At 67.5% G+C, this 21,645-nt stretch carries 2 protein-coding genes; both read left to right on the top strand.

Going from position 1 to position 21,645, the window contains the following annotated elements; genetic code table 11:
* The first annotated feature begins 18 nt into the window (after positions 1-18).
* Positions 19-11,367: a type I polyketide synthase gene (locus OID54_RS35975; protein WP_329026634.1), complete on the top strand. Its 11,349-nt coding sequence runs from the start codon at positions 19-21 to the stop codon at positions 11,365-11,367.
* Positions 11,368-11,450: 83 nt separating this feature from the next.
* Entirely contained in the window at positions 11,451-21,542 is a 10,092-nt protein-coding gene (locus OID54_RS35980; protein WP_329026636.1) for a type I polyketide synthase, read from the top strand.
* Positions 21,543-21,645 lie beyond the last annotated feature (103 nt).

Raw genomic sequence — 21,645 nt, forward strand, 5'->3', positions numbered from 1 at the left:
CCGAGTACGGAGCGGAAGATGACCACATCGAACGAGAAGATCGTTCAAGCACTGCGGGCCTCTCTTCAGGAGACCGAGAAGCTGCGCCGACAGAACCAGAAGCTGACAGCCGAATCCCGGGAGCCCATCGCCATCGTGGCGATGAGCTGCCGCTTCCCCGGTGGCGTCGAATCGCCCGAGCAGCTCTGGCAGCTCCTGGTCGAGGGTCGGGACGCGATCGGTGACTTCCCCACGGACCGGGGCTGGGACCTGGACGCCCTCTATGACCCCGACCCCGACAACGCCGGCACCTGCTACGTCCGTCATGGAGGCTTCCTCGAAGGTGTCGGTGGTTTCGACGCGGAGTTCTTCGGCATCTCGCCGCGCGAGGCCCTGATGATGGACCCCCAACAGCGACTCCTTCTGGAGACAGCATGGGAAGCCTTCGAACGGGCCGGGATCGATCCCGCGACCCTGCGCGGTAGCCGGACCGGTGTCTTCGCGGGGACGAACGGACAGGACTACGCCCGCCTCTCCAACTCTCCCGAGGACTTCGACGGCTACCTGGGTACGGGAAACGCAGCCGCAGTCATATCCGGCCGTCTCGCCTACACCTACGGCCTGGAAGGGCCCGCGGTGACCGTTGACACTGCGTGCTCCTCGTCGCTGGTTGCCCTCCACCTGGCCGCACAGGCGCTACGCAAGGGCGAGTGTTCTTTCGCGCTGGTGAGCGGGGTGACGGTGATGTCCACTCCAGGGGCATTCATGGAGTTCAGCCGCCAGCGCGGGCTTGCCCCGGACGGCCGCTGCAAGCCGTTTGCTGCGGCTGCGGACGGTACTGGTTGGGCCGAGGGTGTGGGGATGTTGCTGGTGGAGCGGCTGTCGGACGCCCGTCGGCTCGGTCATCCGGTCCTCGCTGTGGTGCGGGGGAGTGCGGTGAACCAGGACGGTGCGTCCAACGGTCTCACCGCGCCCAGCGGGCCCGCACAACAGAAGGTCATTCAGCAGGCCCTCACGAATGCCGGTCTATCCGCCGCTGATGTGCAGGCCGTGGAGGCACATGGCACCGGCACCCGACTCGGTGACCCCATCGAGGCCCAGGCACTACTGGCCACATATGGGCAAGGCCGATCCGAGGACCGTCCGCTGCTCCTCGGGGCACTCAAGTCCAACATCGGTCACACCCAGGCGGCGGCCGGAGTCGCCGGCATCATCAAAATGGTCATGGCCTTACGTCATCAGACCCTGCCCGGCACGCTCCACGTGGATGAGCCGACGCCCCACGCCGACTGGTCCACCGGCAATGTACGCCTGTTGACTGAGACCACACCTTGGCCCGGCCGTGACGATGAGTTGCGGCGAGCGGGAGTGTCATCCTTCGGTGTGAGCGGCACCAACGCCCATGTGATTCTGGAGCAGGCTCCTTCGCAAGGCGAAGGTGAAGCTGATTCGGACGAGCCGTCCGAACAGACGCCGGCCCTTCTGTGGCAGCTCTCCGCACGCAGCCCCGAAGCCTTGCCCGAACAGGCCAGAAGGCTCCTCAGCTACGCGCAGCAGAACCCACAACTCTCGGCGGCGACCCTCGCACACGCTCTCGCGACCACTCGGGCGCTCCTCCCGCACCGGGCTGTGGCGGTGGGACGTGATCTCGAAGAGCTTCTGACTGGTGTCTCAGCGCTGGTCAGCGGAGTGTCATCCCCGAACGCCGTCCAAGGAACGGCCGCCTCGAAGAAGCCTCGTCCGGCGTTTGTGTTTTCGGGGCAGGGGAGTCAGTGGTGGGGTATGGGGCGTGGGTTGTATGAGTTGTTCCCGGTGTTTGCGGATGTGTTTGACACTGTGTGTGTCGGGTTGGATGGGTTGTTGGGGTGTTCGTTGCGGGAGGTGTTGTTTGAGGGTGATGGGTCAGGGTTGGCTGGTACGGGGTTGACGCAGCCTGCGTTGTTTGTGGTGGAGGTGGCGTTGTGTGGCTTGTTGGGGTCGTGGGGTGTGGTGCCTGCTGTGGTGGCGGGTCACTCGGTCGGTGAGTTCGCTGCCGCGTATGTGGCGGGTGTGGTGTCGTTGGAGGATGCGTGCCGGCTGGTGGTGGCTCGTGGCCGGTTGATGGAGGACCTTCCGCCGGGTGGCGTGATGGTCGCGGTCGAAGCCTCCGAAGCCGACGTCCTCCCGCTCCTGGCCGGTCTGGAGGACCAAGTCGGGATCGCCGCGGTCAATAGCCCCACCTCGATCGTGCTCTCCGGCGCGGAGGATGCGGTCACCGCGGTCGTAGAACAGCTGGGGGACCGGCGTTCGAAGGCGCTCACCGTCTCCCATGCTTTCCATTCACCGTTGATGGATCCGATGCTGGACGCGTTCCGTACGGTCGCGGAGAGCGTCACCTTCCATGAGCCGAGCGTGCCGATCGTGTCCACGGTCACCGGCCGCCCGATCAGCACAGGCGAGATGTCGAACCCTGAGTACTGGGTTCAGCACATCCGCCAGCCGGTCCGTTATGCGGATGCGGTGCAGGCGCTGGCCGAGCAGGGGGTGAGTGTCTTCCTTGAGGTCGGCCCTGGCGGAGTTCTGACCGGGTTGACTCAAACCAACCTCGATCATGCAACAGCCATCCCGACCCTCCGCCCCAACACCGCCGAAGACCTCTCCGTCGCTACGGCCCTCGCTCACCTCCACGTCCACGGCACTGTCATCGACTGGCCCGCCTTCTACACCGGCCGTGATGCCCAGCTCGTCGACCTCCCCACCTACCCCTTCCAACACCAGCACTACTGGTTGGAATCGACGGCCTTCTCAGCTCGCCAGACCTCCACGGCGAACGCCACCCCGGCAGAGGCAGGATTCTGGGACTCCGTAGAACGAGCCGATCTCGAAGCCTTCGCACAACGCATCGACGTTCCAGGAGATGCCCCGCTCAGTTCGGTGCTGCCGGCGCTCTCGATGTGGCGGAGCAAGCAGCACGAGCGGTCCACCGTCGACAACTGGCGCTACCGGATCGCCTGGAAGCCCCTGCCCACCGTGTGGACACAGGCGCCTCAGGTCGGCCCATGGCTAGTGGTCCTTCCCGAGAGTGCTACGACGGATCCATGGGTGGACTCCGCACTCAGGTCGCTTCGTGAGGCCGGGGCAGAGCTGCAATTCCTGCCGATCGCATCAGGGTCGGGTCGAAAGGAGATGGCCCATCAACTGCTCACAGCCACCCAGAACATCACCGACAATGACGAAACCCTGATCGGGGTTCTCTCCTTTCTCTCGATCAGCGAGCAACCCAACGCGACGCACCATCAGGTCACCGAGGGCCTCAGCAACACGCTGGGACTGGTGCAAGCCCTGGGCGATGTCGATCTGAGCGCGCCACTGTGGTGCGTGACCCGGGGAGCCGTTTCGATTGGTGCAGCCGACCCGCTCCGCAGTGTCCACCAGGCTCAGGTCTGGGCGCTCGGGCGGACCGCTGCACTGGAGCACTCCGCACGATGGGGTGGTCTGGTCGACCTCCCGGAGGTGGTCGATGAGCGGACCGCGCGCCGCTTCGTGACCGCACTCGCTCGGGTTGACGGAGAGGACCAGCTTGCGATCCGCGGCTCGGGAGTCTTCGTACGACGTTTGAATCGTGCCCCCCAGAACCCCAACGGCGCGACATGGCGGCCGACGGGGACCGTTCTCGTCACCGGGGGAACGGGGGCGCTCGGCGCGCATGTGGCACGCTGGCTGGCGGGCACAGGCGCGGAACACCTGGTGTTGACGAGCCGTCGGGGCGCCTTGGCGCCGGGCGCCGATGCCTTGCGGGCAGAGTTGGAGGGACTCGGCGCACACGTCACCTTCGCAGCTCTTGACATGGCCGACCGTGAGGCGATCGCCCGACTTCTCGATGATCTGCCCACGGACCGGCCGCTGACAGCAGTCGTGCACGCGGCCGGCGTCGGTGATCCGGGTCTGATCGCGGAAACGACACTCGATGCGTTCTCCGATGTCCTCACGGCCAAAGCCGTGGGCGCGGAGCATCTCGACGAGTTGCTCGGTGAGCGAAAGCTCGATGCGTTCGTGATGTTCTCGTCGATCTCGGGTGTCTGGGGTGCGGCAGGACAAGCCGCCTATGCCGTTGCGAATGCCTCACTCGACGCACTCGCCGAGCGCCGCAGGGCACGGGGACTGGTCGGTACGGCTGTGGCCTGGGGCCCCTGGGCGGACGGAGGCATGGTTGCCGATGGGGACGCTGAGAGCCGTCTCCGTAAGCTGGGGCTACCCGCCATCGCCCCCCTGTCGGCCATTGCCGCACTGCGCGGAATCATCGAGCTGGACGAAACCACGCTCGTCGTCGCCGATGTGTCATGGGAACGCTTCCTACCCTCCTTCACGATCCTTCGCCCCAGCCAGTTGTTCAGTGATGTACCAGAAGCCGCCGCTGTGCTGACCGCATCCGCCGACTCTGCGAGGGATGCTTCGACCGGTGGTCCGGTGACGGAGTTCGTACGCCGTCTCGCAGGCATGCCCCGATCGCAACAAGCCAACACCGTGCTCGAACTCGTACGGAGTGATGCGGCAGCGGTCCTCGGGCATCAGGACCAGGGGGCAGTTGCCGCCGACCGGGCCTTTCGGGAGTTGGGCTTCGACTCGTTGACCGCTGTTGAACTGCGCGACAGGCTCGCCAGGGCAACCGGTCTCAGCTTGCCGGCCACCCTTGTCTTCGACTATCCGAGCCCTGACGTTCTGGCCGCTCATCTCACGACCACACTGACGAACGTACCGACGGTCGAGAACGGCCCATCGGATTCATTGACGGCGACGGCGTCCGGCCCATCTGACGGGGACGACGATCCGATGGTCATCGTGGCCATGAGCTGCCGCTACCCAGGCGGAGTGAGTACCCCCCAAGACCTCTGGAGGATCGTCGCCGACGGCCGGGACGCGATCGGTGACTTCCCCACGGACCGGGGCTGGGACCTGGACGCGCTCTACGACCCCGACCCCGAACGGTCCGGTACGACCTACACCCGACGCGGAGGATTCCTCCACCAGGTCGGCGACTTCGACCCACTGTTCTTCGGGATCTCACCGCGTGAGGCGCTGGCGATGGATCCGCAGCAGCGGTTGCTGCTGGAGACGTCGTGGGAGGCATTCGAACGGGCGGGCATCGATCCCACTGCCATGCGCGGAAGCAGCACGGGCGTCTTCATCGGCTCCGGCTACCAGGACTACGCGGCACGCCTGCTCAGCGTCCCGGCAGATCTGGAAGGCTACATTGGGACGGGCAGCTCGGGCAGTGTGGTCTCGGGCCGGATCGCCTATACCTTCGGTCTCGAAGGGCCGACACTGACGGTGGACACGGCCTGCTCCTCGTCCCTGGTCGCCCTGCATCTGGCGAACCAAGCATTGCGTCGGGGCGAGTGCGGCATGGCTCTCGTGGGTGGTGTCACGGTGATGTCCAGCCCCACTGCCTTCGTGGAGTTCAGTCGTCAGCGTGGGTTGGCCGTTGACGGTCGGTGCAAGGCGTTTGCTGCGGCTGCGGATGGTACGGGCTGGGGTGAAGGCGTTGGAATGCTCCTGGTGGAGCGGTTGTCGGATGCTCGTCGGCTGGGGCATCGGGTGTTGGCTGTGGTGCGGGGTTCTGCGGTAAATCAGGATGGTGCGTCGAACGGTCTTACCGCGCCGAATGGTCCTGCCCAGCAGCGGGTGATCCGCCAGGCGTTGGCGAACGCGCGGTTGAGCTCGGCTGATGTGGACGTGGTGGAGGCCCATGGCACGGGTACGTCGCTGGGCGACCCGATCGAGGCGCAGGCGCTACTGGCGACCTATGGCCAGGACCGCCCGACGGACCGTCCTCTCCTTCTCGGCTCACTGAAGTCGAACATCGGTCACACCCAGGCCGCTGCGGGTGTGGCGGGTGTGATCAAGATGGTGATGGCGATGCGGCATGGTGTCGTGCCGCATACGTTGCATGTGGATGAGCCGTCACCGCATATCGACTGGTCGGCAGGAGCCGTCGAGCTGATAACCGAGCCGGTGGAATGGGCAGCAGTTGAGGGGCGTCCTCGCCGGGCGGGGGTTTCCTCCTTCGGAGTGAGCGGCACCAACGCCCACGTGATCGTCGAGGAACCTCCGTTGGAGTCCGGCACGACGGACACTGTGCCCACTGACCGCATCAAAAGCGCGGCAGATACCGCCAAGCCCTTCAAGGCCACGATCCCATGGGCGCTCTCCGGAGCCGGTGCTGACGCTCTCCGCGATCAGGCCAGCAGGCTCTTGGAGCACGTGGACAGCCATCCGAAACTCGCCCCGAACGATGTAGCACTCTCGTTGAGCACGAGCCGCGCCGCACTGGAGCACCGTGCCGTCGTACTCGGATCCGACCTGCTCGACTTCCTACCGGGACTTCGCCGACTGGCGGCGCACGGTGACGGGGAGCAGCCCCAGGAATCCGTCATTCGAGGTATTGCACCATCACACCAGCCAACTGCGTTTGTGTTTTCGGGGCAGGGGAGTCAGTGGTGGGGTATGGGGCGTGGTTTGTATGAGTTGTTTCCGGTGTTTGCGGATGTGTTTGACACTGTGTGTGTCGGGTTGGATGGGTTGTTGGGGTGTTCGTTGCGGGAGGTGTTGTTTGAGGGTGATGGGTCGGGTCTCTCTGGTACGGGGTTGACTCAGCCTGCGTTGTTTGTGGTGGAGGTGGCGTTGTGTGGGTTGTTGGGGTCGTGGGGTGTGGTTCCTGCTGTGGTGGCGGGTCATTCGGTGGGTGAGTTTGCTGCCGCGTATGTGGCGGGTGTGGTGTCGTTGGAGGATGCGTGCCGGCTGGTGGTGGCTCGCGGCCGGTTGATGGAGGATCTTCCGGCTGGTGGGGTGATGGTCGCGGTCGAAGCATGCGAAGCCGACGTCCTCCCGCTCCTCGCTGGTTTGGAGGACCGGGTCGGGATCGCTGCGGTCAATAGCCCCACCTCGATCGTGCTCTCCGGCGTGGAGGATGCGGTCACCGCGGTCGTGGAACAGCTAGGTGACCGGCGTTCGAAGGCACTCACCGTCTCCCATGCTTTCCATTCACCGTTGATGGATCCGATGCTGGACGCCTTCCGCACGGTCGCGGAGAGCGTCACCTTCCATGAGCCGACCGTGCCGATCGTGTCCACCGTCACCGGACGCCCGATCACCACCGGCGAGATGTCAAACCCCGAGTACTGGGTCCAGCACATCCGCCAACCCGTCCGTTACGCGGATGCGGTCCAGGCACTGGCCGAGCAGGGCGTGAGCGTGTTCCTTGAGGTCGGCCCTGGCGGCGTCCTGACCGGGTTGACTCAAACCAACCTCGACCATGCAACAGCCATCCCGACCCTCCGCCCCAACACCGCCGAAGACCTCTCCCTCACCACCGCCCTCGCCCACCTCCACGTCCACGGCACTGCCATCGACTGGCCCGCCTTCTACACCGGCCGTGATGCCCAGCTCGTCGACCTCCCCACCTACCCCTTCCAACGCGACCGCTACTGGCTCGAAACACCAGCCAATATCGGCGATCTCACCGGGGCAGGGCTTCGCACAGCCGATCACAACCTCCTCGGGGCCGCAGTCCAGTTGGCTGACGGCTCGGGTGTCGTTCTCACCGGACGCCTCGCGGTCTCCGCACAGCCTTGGCTCGCCGAACACCAGGTCATGGGGACGACGCTGCTTCCCGGTACCGCTCTGGTCGATCTGGCCATCCGCGCTGCTGACCAGGTGGGATGTTCCATCGTTGATGAACTGACCCTCCAGACTCCGCTGGTCGTACCGGCACGGGGAGGAGTACACCTTCAGGTGACCGTCGCTCGCCCGGAGGACGATGGACGATGCGCCATTCAGCTGCATTCCAGGCCCGACAGCGCAGAAGACGACCAGCCCTGGGTCGCACATGCCACCGGCGTCCTGGCCATGAACGCCTCATCTACATCCGCCAAGAGTCTGAGCACCACTCCTGCCACGAAGGCAGACGCTGACACGGCGGACCTTCTCGTCTGGCCGCCGTCCGATACCGAGCGGGTCTCCATCGACGGTGTGTATGAGCGGTTGTCCGGTCTTGGGTTTGGCTATGGTCCGTTGTTCCAGGGGCTACGGGGGGTTTGGCGTCGGGGTTCCGATGTGTTTGCTGAGGTGGCGTTGCCTGAGGGGACGGTGGTTGATGGGTTTGGTGTGCATCCGGCGCTGTTGGACTCGGCTTTGCATGCCCTTGGCGTGGCCGGAGTGTTGGAGGACACCGGGCAGGGGCGCATTCCCTTCTCGTGGAGCGGGGTACAGCTCACCGCGACCGGTGCCACCCAACTACGAGTCAAAATCACCGCCACACCTGCTTCGGACACGGTGACCCTCTTCGTTGCCGATGGGACCGGCCGACCGGTCGCGACGATCGACTCCCTCGTTCTCCGTCCGATCTCAGCTGATCAGTTGCCCACCGGGCAGCAGCTCGAACACCAGGAGACACTGCTCCGACTCGACTGGCCCACACTCGCCCTCACTGAGCACGAACCGCGGACGGGTGCAACTGAGCTGGCATCGCCGACCGGAGGCGACACCCCGGTCAGAGTGGAGAACCACGGCGAACTCGTGGACCTGCTGACCGGGCTCGTCCCGGGAGAGCTGCCTCCGACGATCGTGCTCGTTCCCGTACCCCGGTACGGAGGAGGGACCACGGCGGACAGCGTCCATGAGGTGACCCGCGCCGGCCTTGAACTCCTACGAACCTGGCTTGGCGACGACCGCACCGCCGGCTCCACACTCGTTCTTCTCACTCGGGGGGCCGTTGCACCCGAGCCCGGCACCACTGTCGGCGACCTAGCCCAGAGCGCGCTCTGGGGGCTCGTACGATCCGCACAGTCGGAGAACCCCGCACGTCTCGTCCTCGTCGATCTTGACGGGCTGGAGGCATCAGAGGACGCCTTGCTCGCCGCGCTAGCGACCGGAGAGCCCCAGCTCGCTCTACGAGCCGGTGCCGCGTACGTACCCAGGCTCACCCGACGCACGACGCATGACGCGCTGCTCCCCGCTTCCGGTGTTCGCGCCTGGCGGCTCTCCAGCGGGGGTGCCGGCACTCTCGATGACCTCGCACTGACCGAGAATCCCGCCGCCACCGCCCCACTGGAGGAAGGCCAGGTCCGGATCGCAGTTCGTGCCGCGGGGGCCAACTTCCGCGATGCGCTGATCGCCGTGGGCATGTACCCGGGTGGGGCAGCCCTTGGCAGCGAGGCCGCAGGGATCGTGGTGGAGACCGGTCCAGGAGTCACGCGGCTCACACCTGGGGACAGGGTCTTCGGCATGGTGCCGGAGGCATTCGGTCCACTGGCCGTCACCGACCAACGGATGGTGGCACGGACACCGGACGGCTGGACGTTCGCCGAAGCCGCGTCGGTGCCCATCGTCTTCCTCACCGCGTACTACGCACTCGTCGATCTGGCAGGGCTACGCGCAGGTCAGTCCCTCCTCGTCCATTCGGCCGCAGGTGGCGTGGGCATGGCGGCAACGCAACTCGCCCGCCATTTCGGAGCCGACGTCTACGGCACCGCGAGCCCTGGCAAGTGGGCACGACTGGAGGCAGCCGGCCTGGACGAACACCATCTCGCCTCCTCCCGGTCCCTGGCCTTCGAGAAGAAGTTCCTCGACACCACCGGAGGGCGGGGCGTCGACGTCGTACTCAACTCGCTCGCAGGTGACTACGTCGATGCTTCGCTGCGTACGCTCGCTGACGGCGGACGATTCCTGGAGATGGGCAAGACGGACGTCCGCGACCCCCAAGTGGTCGCCGCTGAGCACCGCGGCGCCACATACACCGCCTTCGACACCATCGAAGCCGGCCCCGATCGCATTGCTGCGATGCTGAGCGAGCTGGTGACGCTCTTCGAAGCGGGAACACTGCGGCCACTGCCTCTCACCTGCTGGGACGTACGCCGCGCACCCGAAGCACTACGACACCTCAGCCAGGCCCGTCACATCGGCAAGCTCGTTCTGACCATTCCCACGGCGCTCGACCCCCATGGCACCGTGTTGATCACGGGTGCCACCGGTGCGCTCGGTGCGCTCGTGGCCGGCCATCTGGTGCGCGAACACGGGGCCAAGCATCTCCTCCTCACCAGCAGGCGTGGCCCCGCCGCCCCGGGAGCCACCGAACTGCGGGCCGAACTCCTCGCAGAAGGGGCCGAAACAGTCACCCTGGCCGCCTGTGACGCCGCTGACCGCAACGAGTTGGCACAACTGCTCACAGATGTCCCCGCGGAGCGCCCCCTCACCGGTGTCATTCACGCTGCCGGAGTGCTCGACGATGCACTGATCCAGTCACTCACACCGGACAGGCTGGCGTCGGTACTGCGCCCCAAGGTCGAAGCGGCACTCAATCTGCACGAACTGACCAAGACGATGGACCTGGCGGCCTTCGTGCTCTTCTCGTCCGTCGCTGCGACCCTCGGCAGTGCCGGCCAGGGCAACTACGCGGCGGCCAACGCGTTCCTCGATTCGCTCGCCCTCGCCCGCACGGCCGCTGGGCTGCCCTCCGTCGCCATGGCCTGGGGGCCCTGGGCCGAAGGCGGCATGGCCGCCGGGATGAACGAGGCGGGGCAGAGCCGCATGGCTCGCTCCGGACTCGTCCCCTTCAAGGCATCCGAGGGGCTCGCCCTCTTCGACGCCGCTCTCGCCGGGGAGAACGCGGTCACCGTACCGGTGCGGTTCGACACCTCAGCTGCCCCCCAGGACAGTGCGGTACCAGCTGTCTTGCGTGCTCTGGTCCGCCCGGCGGCCCGGCGCACCGCTCGGCCGGCCGCGGTGAGTGACTCCGTCGACACCCTGCGGGACCGCCTGGGTGGACTGTCGGAGTCCGAGCAGGGGACCGTGCTGCTGGATCTGGTACGCACACAAGTCGCCGGGGTACTCGGCCTCGGGTCACCTCAGGACATCGACCGAAACCGCGAGTTCAAGCTGCTCGGCTTTGATTCGCTGACCTCGGTGGAACTCCGCAACCGACTCAACGCCGCAACCGGACTCCGACTCCCCGCCACCCTCGTCTTCGACTGCCCCACCCCGGCCGCCCTCGCCCAACGCATCCACACCGACCTCGCGCCCGCTCAGAAGCCGAAGGTCTCAGCCCTAGCGATCTTCGGCGAACTCGACCGGTTGGAAGCCGCCCTCGCAGCGGTGGGCGAGGACGACGAACTGATCAGGTCCCGGGTCAGAACCCGACTGCGCAGCGCACTGACCGACTTCAACGACCGCCCCGCACATCAGGGCCGGCCGACCCCGCCAGGCATCCTGCCCGCTGGCCCCGACGGAACCCCGGATGCCCCGGGCGCTGCAACACCGGACGGCGACCAGGCCAGCACCGCGGACGAACGGCTCCAGGCCGCGACCATCGACGACATCTTCACACTCATCGACCAGGAACTCGACGGCTCCTGAGCACCCGAGCAGGCACGGTGCACACCACGCGGCCCGCACCACCGCACCACGTACGACTCAGACATCTTGGCGGGTGACCAGACATGCAGAACGAGCAGAAGCTACTCGACTACCTGAAGCGTGTGACGGCAGATCTCAAGCAGACCCGACGACGACTGCACGAGGCCGAGACCAAGGGCCAGGAACCCATCGCCATTGTCGCGATGAGCTGCCGATACCCTGGCCAGGCCAACAGCCCCGAGGAGTTGTGGCAGTTGGTCGCGAGCGGCACCGACGCCGTGACCAACTTTCCCACCGACCGCGGATGGGACCTGGAAGCCCTCTACGACCCCGATCCGACCTCGTCGGGCACCTGCTACACCCGCGAGGGTGGATTCCTGCACGATGCAGCCGAGTTCGACCCTGGATTCTTCGGGATGTCCCCCAGGGAAGCGCTCGCCACGGATCCTCAACAGCGGCTGCTCCTCGAAACCGTCTGGGAGACCTTCGAACGGGCCGGTGTGGACCCGTCGTCGGTGAAGGGGACCCGCACCGGTGTGTTCGTCGGCCTCGCCTACCAGGGATACGCCGGTAGCGGCGCATCCCTGGAGGAACTGGAGGGGTTCCTCCTCACCGGTACGGCACCCAGTGTGGCGTCCGGTCGTGTCTCGTACGCCTTCGGTCTGGAAGGCCCATCGCTCACCGTTGACACCGCCTGCTCCTCGTCACTGGTCGCCCTTCACCTGGCCGTGCAGGCGCTGCGCCAAGGCGAGTGCTCCATGGCGCTCGCCGGTGGGGCTGCGATCATGGCGAGCACCGGGATGTTCACCGAGTTCAGCCGTCAGCAGGGCCTTGCCGTCGACGGTCGCTGCAAATCGTTCGCGGCGGCTGCGGATGGTACGGGTTGGGGTGAGGGTGTGGGGATGTTGCTGGTGGAGCGGCTGTCCGACGCCCACCGCCTCGGGCACCCGGTCCTCGCTGTGGTGCGGGGTTCTGCGGTGAACCAGGACGGTGCGTCCAACGGTCTCACCGCGCCCAGCGGGCCCGCACAGCAGCGGGTCATCGAACAGGCCCTAGCTTCAGCCGGTCTGTCGATGGCCGATGTGGATGTGGTGGAGGCCCATGGCACGGGTACGTCGTTGGGCGATCCGATCGAGGCGCAGGCGCTACTGGCGACCTATGGTCAGGACCGCCCGGCGGACCGTCCGCTGCTCCTTGGTTCACTGAAGTCGAACATCGGTCATACGCAGGCCGCTGCGGGTGTGGGTGGTGTGATCAAGATGGTGGAGGCGATGCGGCATGGTGTGGTGCCGCGTACCTTGCATGTGGATGAGCCGTCACCACACGTCGATTGGACGTCCGGTGCGGTGCGGTTGGTGACCGAGCCCGTCGATTGGCCCAAGACCGGGCGCCCCCGCCGTGCTGCTGTCTCCTCATTCGGAGTGAGCGGTACCAATGCTCACACCATCATTGAGCAAGCACCTCTGGGCCTCGAAGGCGAGAAGGCAGGGGACTCGACGGACATATCGTCCCTCTCTGCTTCCCTCCCCATCGCCTGGACCCTCTCGGCGCGTTCGGCACCAGCTTTGCGGGAGCAGGCGCAACGTCTGCTGACAAGCCTGGCCGGAAGTGGTGCTTCGTCGCGTCCGGTGGACATTGCGCACTCCCTCGCCACGGCACGAGCAGTCCTGGAACACCGAGCGGTCGTGGTCGGTCACGATCAGCCGGGACTCCTCGCCGGACTCGAAGCACTGGCCGCGGGCACCTCCGCCACGCAGGTCATCACCGGCCTTACTGAGCGCGAGAGCAGGACCGCATTTGTGTTTTCGGGGCAGGGGAGTCAGTGGTGGGGTATGGGGCGTGGGTTGTATGAGTTGTTTCCGGTGTTTGCGGATGTGTTTGACACTGTGTGTGTCGGGTTGGATGGGTTGTTGGGGTGTTCGTTGCGGGAGGTGTTGTTTGAGGGTGATGGGTCGGGGTTGGCTGGTACGGGGTTGACTCAGCCTGCGTTGTTTGTGGTGGAGGTGGCGTTGTGTGGGTTGTTGGGGTCGTGGGGTGTGGTTCCTGCTGTGGTGGCGGGTCATTCGGTGGGTGAGTTCGCTGCGGCGTATGTGGCGGGTGTGGTGTCGTTGGAGGATGCGTGCCGGTTGGTGGTGGCTCGTGGCCGGTTGATGGAGGACCTTCCGTCCGGTGGGGTGATGGTCGCGGTCGAAGCCTCCGAGGCCGACGTCCTCCCGCTCCTGGCCGGTTTGGAGGACCGGGTGGGGATTGCGGCGGTCAATAGCCCCACCTCGATCGTGCTCTCCGGCACCCACGACGCGGTCACCGCGGTCGTAGAACAGCTGGGGGACCGGCGTTCGAAGGCACTGACCGTCTCCCACGCTTTCCATTCACCGTTGATGGATCCGATGCTGGACGCGTTCCGCACGGTCGCGGAGAGCGTCACCTTCCATGAGCCGACCGTGCCGATCGTGTCCACGGTCACCGGACGCCCGATCACCACCGGCGAGATGTCGAACCCCGAGTACTGGGTTCAGCACATCCGCCAACCGGTCCGCTACGCCGATGCGGTCCAGGCACTGGCCGAGCAGGGTGTGAGTGTCTTCCTTGAAGTCGGCCCTGGCGGAGTCCTGACCGGGTTGACGCAAACCAATCTCGACCATGCAACAGCCATCCCGACCCTCCGCCCCAACACCGCCGAAGACCTCTCCCTCACCGCCGCACTGGCTCACCTCCATGTCCACGGCACTGTCATCGACTGGTCCGCCTTCTACACCGGCCGTGATGCCCAGCTCATCGACCTCCCCACCTACCCCTTCCAGCACCAGCACTACTGGCTGACTGCCAGGAGCCCTCAGTCGGCTCGGTCCACGGATCGAGACCTTGAGTACACGGTGAACTGGAAGCGGTTACCCGATCCCCTCGAAGCCGAAGCCGAAGCCGAAGCCGGTGTTGATGTCGAGGGGCACTGGCTCCTCGTCTCAGCCCCCGACGGCCCGAGCGCCGTCGAGCACCTCGTGGACGGCATACGGGATGCCCTCCTCGCGGGCGGTGCACGCGTCACACAGCTGACCGTCGACGACACTTCGGGTCGGGAAGCGCTCGCGGTGAGGCTGCGGGACCTACTGACTGTCGACCCACCTCGCGGGGTGGTTTCGACACTGGCACTTGACGAACGGCCTGCGGGAATCCTGGGCTCCCTGTCCGTCGGAATGGCCGCCACGCTGAACCTCTTCCAGGCTCTCGGCGATGCCGAGGTGCAAGCCCCGCTGTGGTGTGTCACACGAGGGGCCGTATCCGCCCTGCCGGACGGTGACCCCGTGACCGCGCCTGCTCAGGCGCAGCTCTGGGGCTTTGGCCGCGCCGCCGCTCTGGAGCACCCGCAACGCTGGGGCGGAGTGGTCGATCTACCTGCGGAGGGTGATGCAGCGGTCCTCGCACGCTTCGTTCGGCTCCTCGGCTCCGCAGGAGAAGAAGATCAGCTCGCCGTCCGTTCCGGCGGTGTGTTCGCCCGCAGGCTCGGGCGTGCCGCCCACACCGCCCCTGACCTCGATGCGCGTTGGCAGCCCCGGGGCACCGTGCTCATCACCGGAGGCACGGGCGCCCTCGGCGGTACGGTGGCCCGGATGCTCGCCCAACGCGGCGCTGACCACCTCGTTCTCACCAGCCGACGGGGCTCCACCGCACAGGGCGCGGACGAACTGCGGGCCGAGTTGGAGTCGCACGGCTCACGAGTGACGATCGCGGCCTGCGATGTGTCGGACCGGGCGGCCCTGGCGCAGCTCATCAGTGACATCGCCGATGCCGAACATCCCCTGACCGCCGTGGTCCACACGGCCGGGGTGGACACCCCCGCGGCACTGGCCACGACGGACCCGGAGGCATTCGCGGCGGTTCTCGCCGCAAAGAGCGCGGGCGCCGAGCACCTCGATGCACTCCTCGTCGACCATGAGTTGGACGCCTTCGTTCTGTTCTCGTCCATCGCTGGAGTGTGGGGAGCGGGTGGCCAGGCCGCCTACGGTGCCGCCAATGCCCACCTGGACGCCCTCGCTTGGGCCCGGCGCGCCCGTGGCCTGAGCGCGACAGCCATCGCCTGGGGCCCCTGGGCCGATTTCGGCATGGCAGCCGCGCCCGAGGTTGCCGAAGGTCTTCAGCGGCGGGGACTTCAGCCGCTGGCCGTCACCACCGCAGTCGCGGCACTGGACCGGGCAGTCGGCCAGGGCGTAACCGCGGTGACCATCGCCGATGTGGACTGGGCGCGATTCGCTCCCACCTTCACCATCGGGCGCCCCAGCCCGCTTCTGAGTGACCTGCCCGAAGTGCGGGAGGACATCGCCCGCACCGCTTCCCTCACGGGTGATGAGACCACCGGCACCGCAGCAGCGCTCCGGAGCGAGCTGGCGCGCAGGACTCCCGACGAGCGCGACCGCACCCTGGTGAACCTCGTACGGGTCGAGGCCGCGGCCGTACTCGGTCACCCTGGTCCGGAAGCCGTCGAACCGGGTCGCGCCTTCCGGGACCTGGGCTTCGACTCGTTGACGGCCGTCGAACTGCGCAACAGGCTGACCAGGGCAACCGGGATCCAGTTGCCCACCACGGTCGTGTTCGACCACCCCTCGGCGATCGACCTCGCCAGTCGACTCCTCGTAGAGCTCCTCGGCTCCGACGAACCCTCCGACTCCGGACCGCACACCGCCCTCCCCGACGATGAGCCGATCGCGATCGTCGCCATGAGCTGCCGTTATCCGGGCGGAGTGCGTTCGCCGGAGGAGCTGTGGCAGTTGGTCGACGAGGGTACGGATGCGATGTCGGTGTTCCCGTCGAACCGCGGTTGGGACCTCGAAGCGCTCTACCATCCGGACCCCGACCACCCCGGGACCACCTATGCGCGGGCCGGGGGTTTCCTGTACGACATGGCCGACTTCGACGCGGCGTTCTTCGGCATCTCGCCGCGTGAAGCGCTCGCCATGGACCCACAGCAACGGTTGCTGCTGGAGATCTCCTGGGAGGCGTTCGAACGGGCCGGCATCCCCGCCCCGGATGTACGGGGCAGTCGCACCGGCGTCTTCATCGGCTCCGGGTACCAGGACTACATCCGGCGCGACATCGCCGTACCGGAGGACGTCGAAGGCCACCTCGGCACCGGCAACGCGGCAAGCGTCGTCTCCGGGCGCATCGCCTACACATTCGGCCTCGAAGGCCCTGCGGTCACCGTTGACACCGCCTGCTCCTCCTCGCTCGTCGCCCTCCACATGGCGGTGCAGTCCTTGCGCCAGGGCGAGTGCGACATGGCGCTGGCCGGTGGTGTGACGGTCATGTCCAGTTCGGGGGCGTTCGTCGAGTTCAGTCGTCAGCGCGCGCTCGCCGCGGACGGCCGTTGCAAGGCGTACTCCGCCGACGCCGACGGGACCGGCTGGGGCGAAGGAGCCGGCATGCTCCTCGTCGAACGACTTTCCGACGCCCGACGCCACGGCCACCAGGTGCTCGCCGTCGTACGCGGCAGCGCGGTCAACCAGGACGGCGCTTCCAACGGTCTCACCGCGCCGAGCGGCCGTGCTCAGCAGCGGGTCATCCGCCAAGCCCTCACCAGCGCTCGACTCTCCACAGCAGACGTCGACGCGGTCGAGGGCCACGGCACCGGCACCCGTCTCGGTGACCCCATCGAAGCGTCGGCGCTCCTCGCCACCTACGGCCAGGACCGCCCCACGGACCGTCCGCTGTGGCTGGGCTCGCTCAAATCCAACATCGGACACACCCAAGCCGCCGCGGGAGCCGGTGGTGTCATCAAGATGGTGCAGGCCCTGCGCCACGGAACCATCCCCATGACCCTGCACGCCCAGACCCCGTCCCCCCAGGTCGACTGGACTGCGGGCGCGGTCCAACTCCTGAACGCCCCCGTCCCCTGGCCCGCTGGGGAACGTCCGCGCCGGGCGGGAGTGTCGTCGTTCGGCATGAGCGGCACCAACGCCCACATCATCATCGAGGAGGCACCCCGACCGCCGTCCGACGACCTGCCCCCAACCGAACCCGCCGACGAACACACGCCGGACCGAACGGCCGGGGAATCGACGGCCGCGGTCGTCGACAGTGCAGCCGTACCCCTGCTCCTGTCGGCCCGAACGCCGATCGCCCTGGAGGAGCAGGCCCGCGACCTCGCCGTACTTCTGCGCGACCCTGCCGCCGAACCCGCCGAGATCGGCCACGCCCTCGCCACCACCCGTACCCGATTCGATGAACGAGCCGTCGTCGTCGGGAACGACCGGGACGAACTCGTCACCGCGCTGGAGGCACTGGCGGCCGGCGGCTCCCATGAACTCCTGGTGCGCGGTTCGGCCGCCGGCGACACTCAGCCGGTGTTCGTCTTCCCGGGCCAGGGTTCCCAGTGGGCGGGGATGAGCGTTGAACTCCTCGACACCTCGCCCGCCTTCCGGAACTCCATCGCCGCGTGTGAGCAGGCACTTGAGCCCTTCGTGGACTGGAGCCTGCAGGACGTGCTGCGCCAGACGGAAGACGCTCCCCGTCTGGAGGGCCCGGACGTCGTCCAGCCCGTGCTGTGGGCCGTGATGGTCTCCCTGGCCGAGCTGTGGCGCTCCTGTGGCGTACGGCCCGCTGCCGTCGTTGGGCACTCCCAAGGCGAGATCGCCGCGGCCGTGATCGCCGGCGCGCTGACGCTCTCCGACGGTGCGCGGCTCGTCGCACGCCGCAGCGCCCTCCTGCGTCGGCTGTCAGGCCGAGGCGGCATGGCATCCGTACCCCTGTCCGCGGCCGAGGTCACCGATCGACTGACCCCCTGGGGCGATCGGCTGAGCGTGGCCGCCGTCAACGGGCCGCGTACCGCGGTGGTCTCCGGTGAACCCGACGCACTCACCGCATTCCTTGAAACCTGCGCAGCCGATGCGATACCGGCCAAACGCATCACCGTCGATCTGGCATCGCACTGCGCGCAGGTCGAGGCGGTACGCGACGACCTGGCCGCTGAACTCGCCCCGCTCGCACCCGTACCGCCCGAGGTGCCCTTCGTCTCCACCGTGACCGGTCAACCACTCGACACCGCTCCGGACGCCGCGTACTGGTACCTCAACCTGCGCCGGACCGTCCGCTTCGAGGAGGCGACGCGTCGTCTGCTCGCCGATGGACATCGGGTCTTCATCGAGATGAGCCCCCATCCGATCCTTGCGTACGGACTTCAGGAAACCGCGGCGGACGCGGCCGTTGACACGGCTCGGGCCCATGCCGTCGTGCCGACGCTGCGGCGCGGCGACGGGGGTGTCCGTCGATTCCTCTCCTCACTCGGCGAGGCGCACAGTCACGGCGTGCCGGTCGACTGGCGGAGTGTGTTCGGTGACGGCCCCGCCCCCCGTACCGACCTGCCCACCTACCGCTTCCAACGCCAGCGGTACTGGCTCGACGTGGTCGACACAACCGCGGACGGTACGACGGCAGCCGGTCCCACCGTGGACGCGGCCTTCTGGGCAGCTGTGGAACGGCAGGATCTGACGGCCCTCACCGACGCCCTACAACTGGACGCCGACACCACCCTGCGGTCGGCGCTCCCCGCACTCTCCTCCTGGTACCGGGGACGCAGCGAGGATGCCAGCGTCGACACCTGGCGCTATCGGATCACCTGGCGACCGGTCAGCGACATCGCAACCCCGGCACTCAGCGGCCGTTGGCTCGTCCTCATCCCCACCACCAGCATCGACGATGCGTCCACCGAACTCGTCCTCAACGCCCTCTCCGCACACGGCGCCGAGCCGATCGTGCTCACCGTGGGCGACGACGTGGACCGTGGCGCGCTCGGCGCTCTGCTCGGTGCGGCAACCGAGGGCGCGCACGGGGTGCTGTCCCTGCTGGCGCTCGACGAACGCGACCATCCGAGCCATCCCGGTCTGCCCATCGGCCTGGCCATGACCCTGCTCCTCGTCCAAGCCCTCGACGATGTGCACCTGGACGCGCCCCTGTGGTGCGCCACCCGAGGAGCGGTGTCAACGGCGGCCACCGATCCCATCACATCCGTGCGTCAAGGCGCGGTCTGGGGATTGGGGCGGGTGGCCGCATTGGAACACCCCGGACGCTGGGGCGGACTCATCGATCTGCCCACATCCGTGCGGGCCACTGACGGGCACACCGGGCGTCGACTCGCCGCAGTCCTGGCCGGTGTCACCGGCGAGGACCAGAGCGCACTGCGTACGGACGGCTGCTACGGCCGCCGCATGGTCCACGCCCCAGGTCGTGACCCCGAGGCCGGCTGGCAACCGCGCGGGACGGTCCTCATCACGGGAGGGACCGGGCACATCGGCAGCCAGGTCGCACGCTGGCTGGCGGCGAGCGGAGCCGAACACCTGGTGCTCGCGTCGCGACGCGGGGAGGCTGCCGCCGGAGCGAGCGCACTGCGCGATGAACTCAGCGCGGCCGGCGTGGGCGTGACCCTGGCCGCATGCGATCTGGCGGACCGTGACGCGGTCTCCGCACTCGTCGACTCCCTCGAACAACACCCCCCGCTGAGCGCGGTGGTGCATGCCGCAGGGGTGGGCACGCCCGGAATGCTCACCGACACGACGCCCGCCGACCTTGCCGCCGTACTCGCCGCCAAGGCCGTCGGAGCGGCCCATCTCGACGAACTGATCGGTGAACGCGACCTGGACGCCTTCATCCTGTTCTCCTCCGGGGCGGCAGCGTGGGGCAGCGGAGCCCAGGGTGCCTACGCCGCAGCGAACGCCCTGCTGGACACCCTCGCCGAGGACCGTCGCCATCGCGGTCTGACCGCCACCTCCATCGCCTGGGGCGCCTGGGGCGGAGGAGGCATGGTGGATCGTGTGGCCGAAGAACGGTCACGGCTGCGCGGCCTCGATGTGATGCCCCCGGACCTCGGGGTGCTCGCCCTGCGCCGGGCCGTCGAACAGGACGACACCTATGTGATCGTCGCCGATGTGGACTGGAGCCGGTTCGTGCCCGGGTTCACCTCCGCCCGCCCGAGTCCGCTGATCAGCGGAGTACCCGAAGTGGCCCGGCTCCTGGCGCAGGAGGAGGACGACCGGACCTCCGCCTCCGGCACCGCACCGCTACTGCAACGCACCCTCGGAGACCTGCCGGCCGAAGAACACCGCTCGGCCGTCGTCGCGTTCGTACGCTCCGAAGCCGCCGCGGTCCTCGGTCATCCCTCCGCCGACGCCGTCCAGGAACACAGTGTCTTCCTGGAGTTGGGATTCGACTCGCTCACCGCCGTGCGGCTGGGCAAGGCTCTCGGTCGGGCCACCGGCCTCACCCTCCCCGGCACCTTGGTCTTCGACCATCCCACGCCGGCTGCGGTCGCCACCCGGTTGATCGAACTCCTACCGGACGACACCGGCTCCGCGCGCACCGCACCGACGGACCAGGGCGACGACCTCCTCGTCACCCTCTACCGTCGGGCATCCGAAGAAGGGCGCCTCACCGAAGCCATCGACATGGTCAAGGCAACCGCCCGACTCCTCCCCTCCTTCGACGAGGCGTCCGCCGCGGCTCACCGACCCGAACCCGTCCAACTCGCCCGCGCGGCCGAAGGCCCCCAACTGGTCTGCCTGGGGCCCTACATGGCACCCTCAGGCGTACACCAGTACGCGCGATTCGCGGCCTCCTTCGCCGGTAGGCGCGGTATCTGGGCACTGCCCGAGCCCGGGTTCGCACCGGGGGAGTCCCTGCCGAGCGATGTGGCCGCACTGGTTGCCGCACACATCGAAACCATCGACCGGCGGGTGGGCGACGCACCGATCGTCCTCATCGGCTACTCCTCCGGCGGTTGGGTCGCGCACGCCGTGGCCTGCCGACTGGAGGAGCTGGGCAGGCCCGTCGAAGGCATCGTGATGCTCGACAGCTTCACCCGTGCACGCGGTATGGGTGACCGGTTCCAGTCGGCGATCGTGACACGGCAGGCGGAGCGCTTCGACTTCATCTCCGCCCCAGGCAACCAACTCGCCGCGATGGGCGGATACCTCAACCTCTTCCAGGACTGGGAGGCTCCGCAGGTCAAAGCGCCCACGCTCGTGGTGCGTGCGGCTGATTGGATGGCGCCCAACGCCTCGTCCTCCGATGACCGTCCGCCCTTCCCGGAGCACGCCAGTACCGTCGTCGAAGTACCCGGCGACCACTACACGCTCATGGAGCGCCATGCCCCGACGACGGCCGATGCCGTCAGCGCATGGGTCGATACCCTGTGAGACTCACCGGTCCACGGCCGCTCGCCCCGGGAGACCGGCGAGAGCGGCCTCGATGAGACAGACCGCGACCACCGTCGTGAGAAGGACGAGAACAACGCACCCC

The sequence above is a fragment of the Streptomyces sp. NBC_00690 genome (genome assembly GCF_036226685.1).
Lineage (GTDB): Bacteria > Actinomycetota > Actinomycetes > Streptomycetales > Streptomycetaceae > Streptomyces.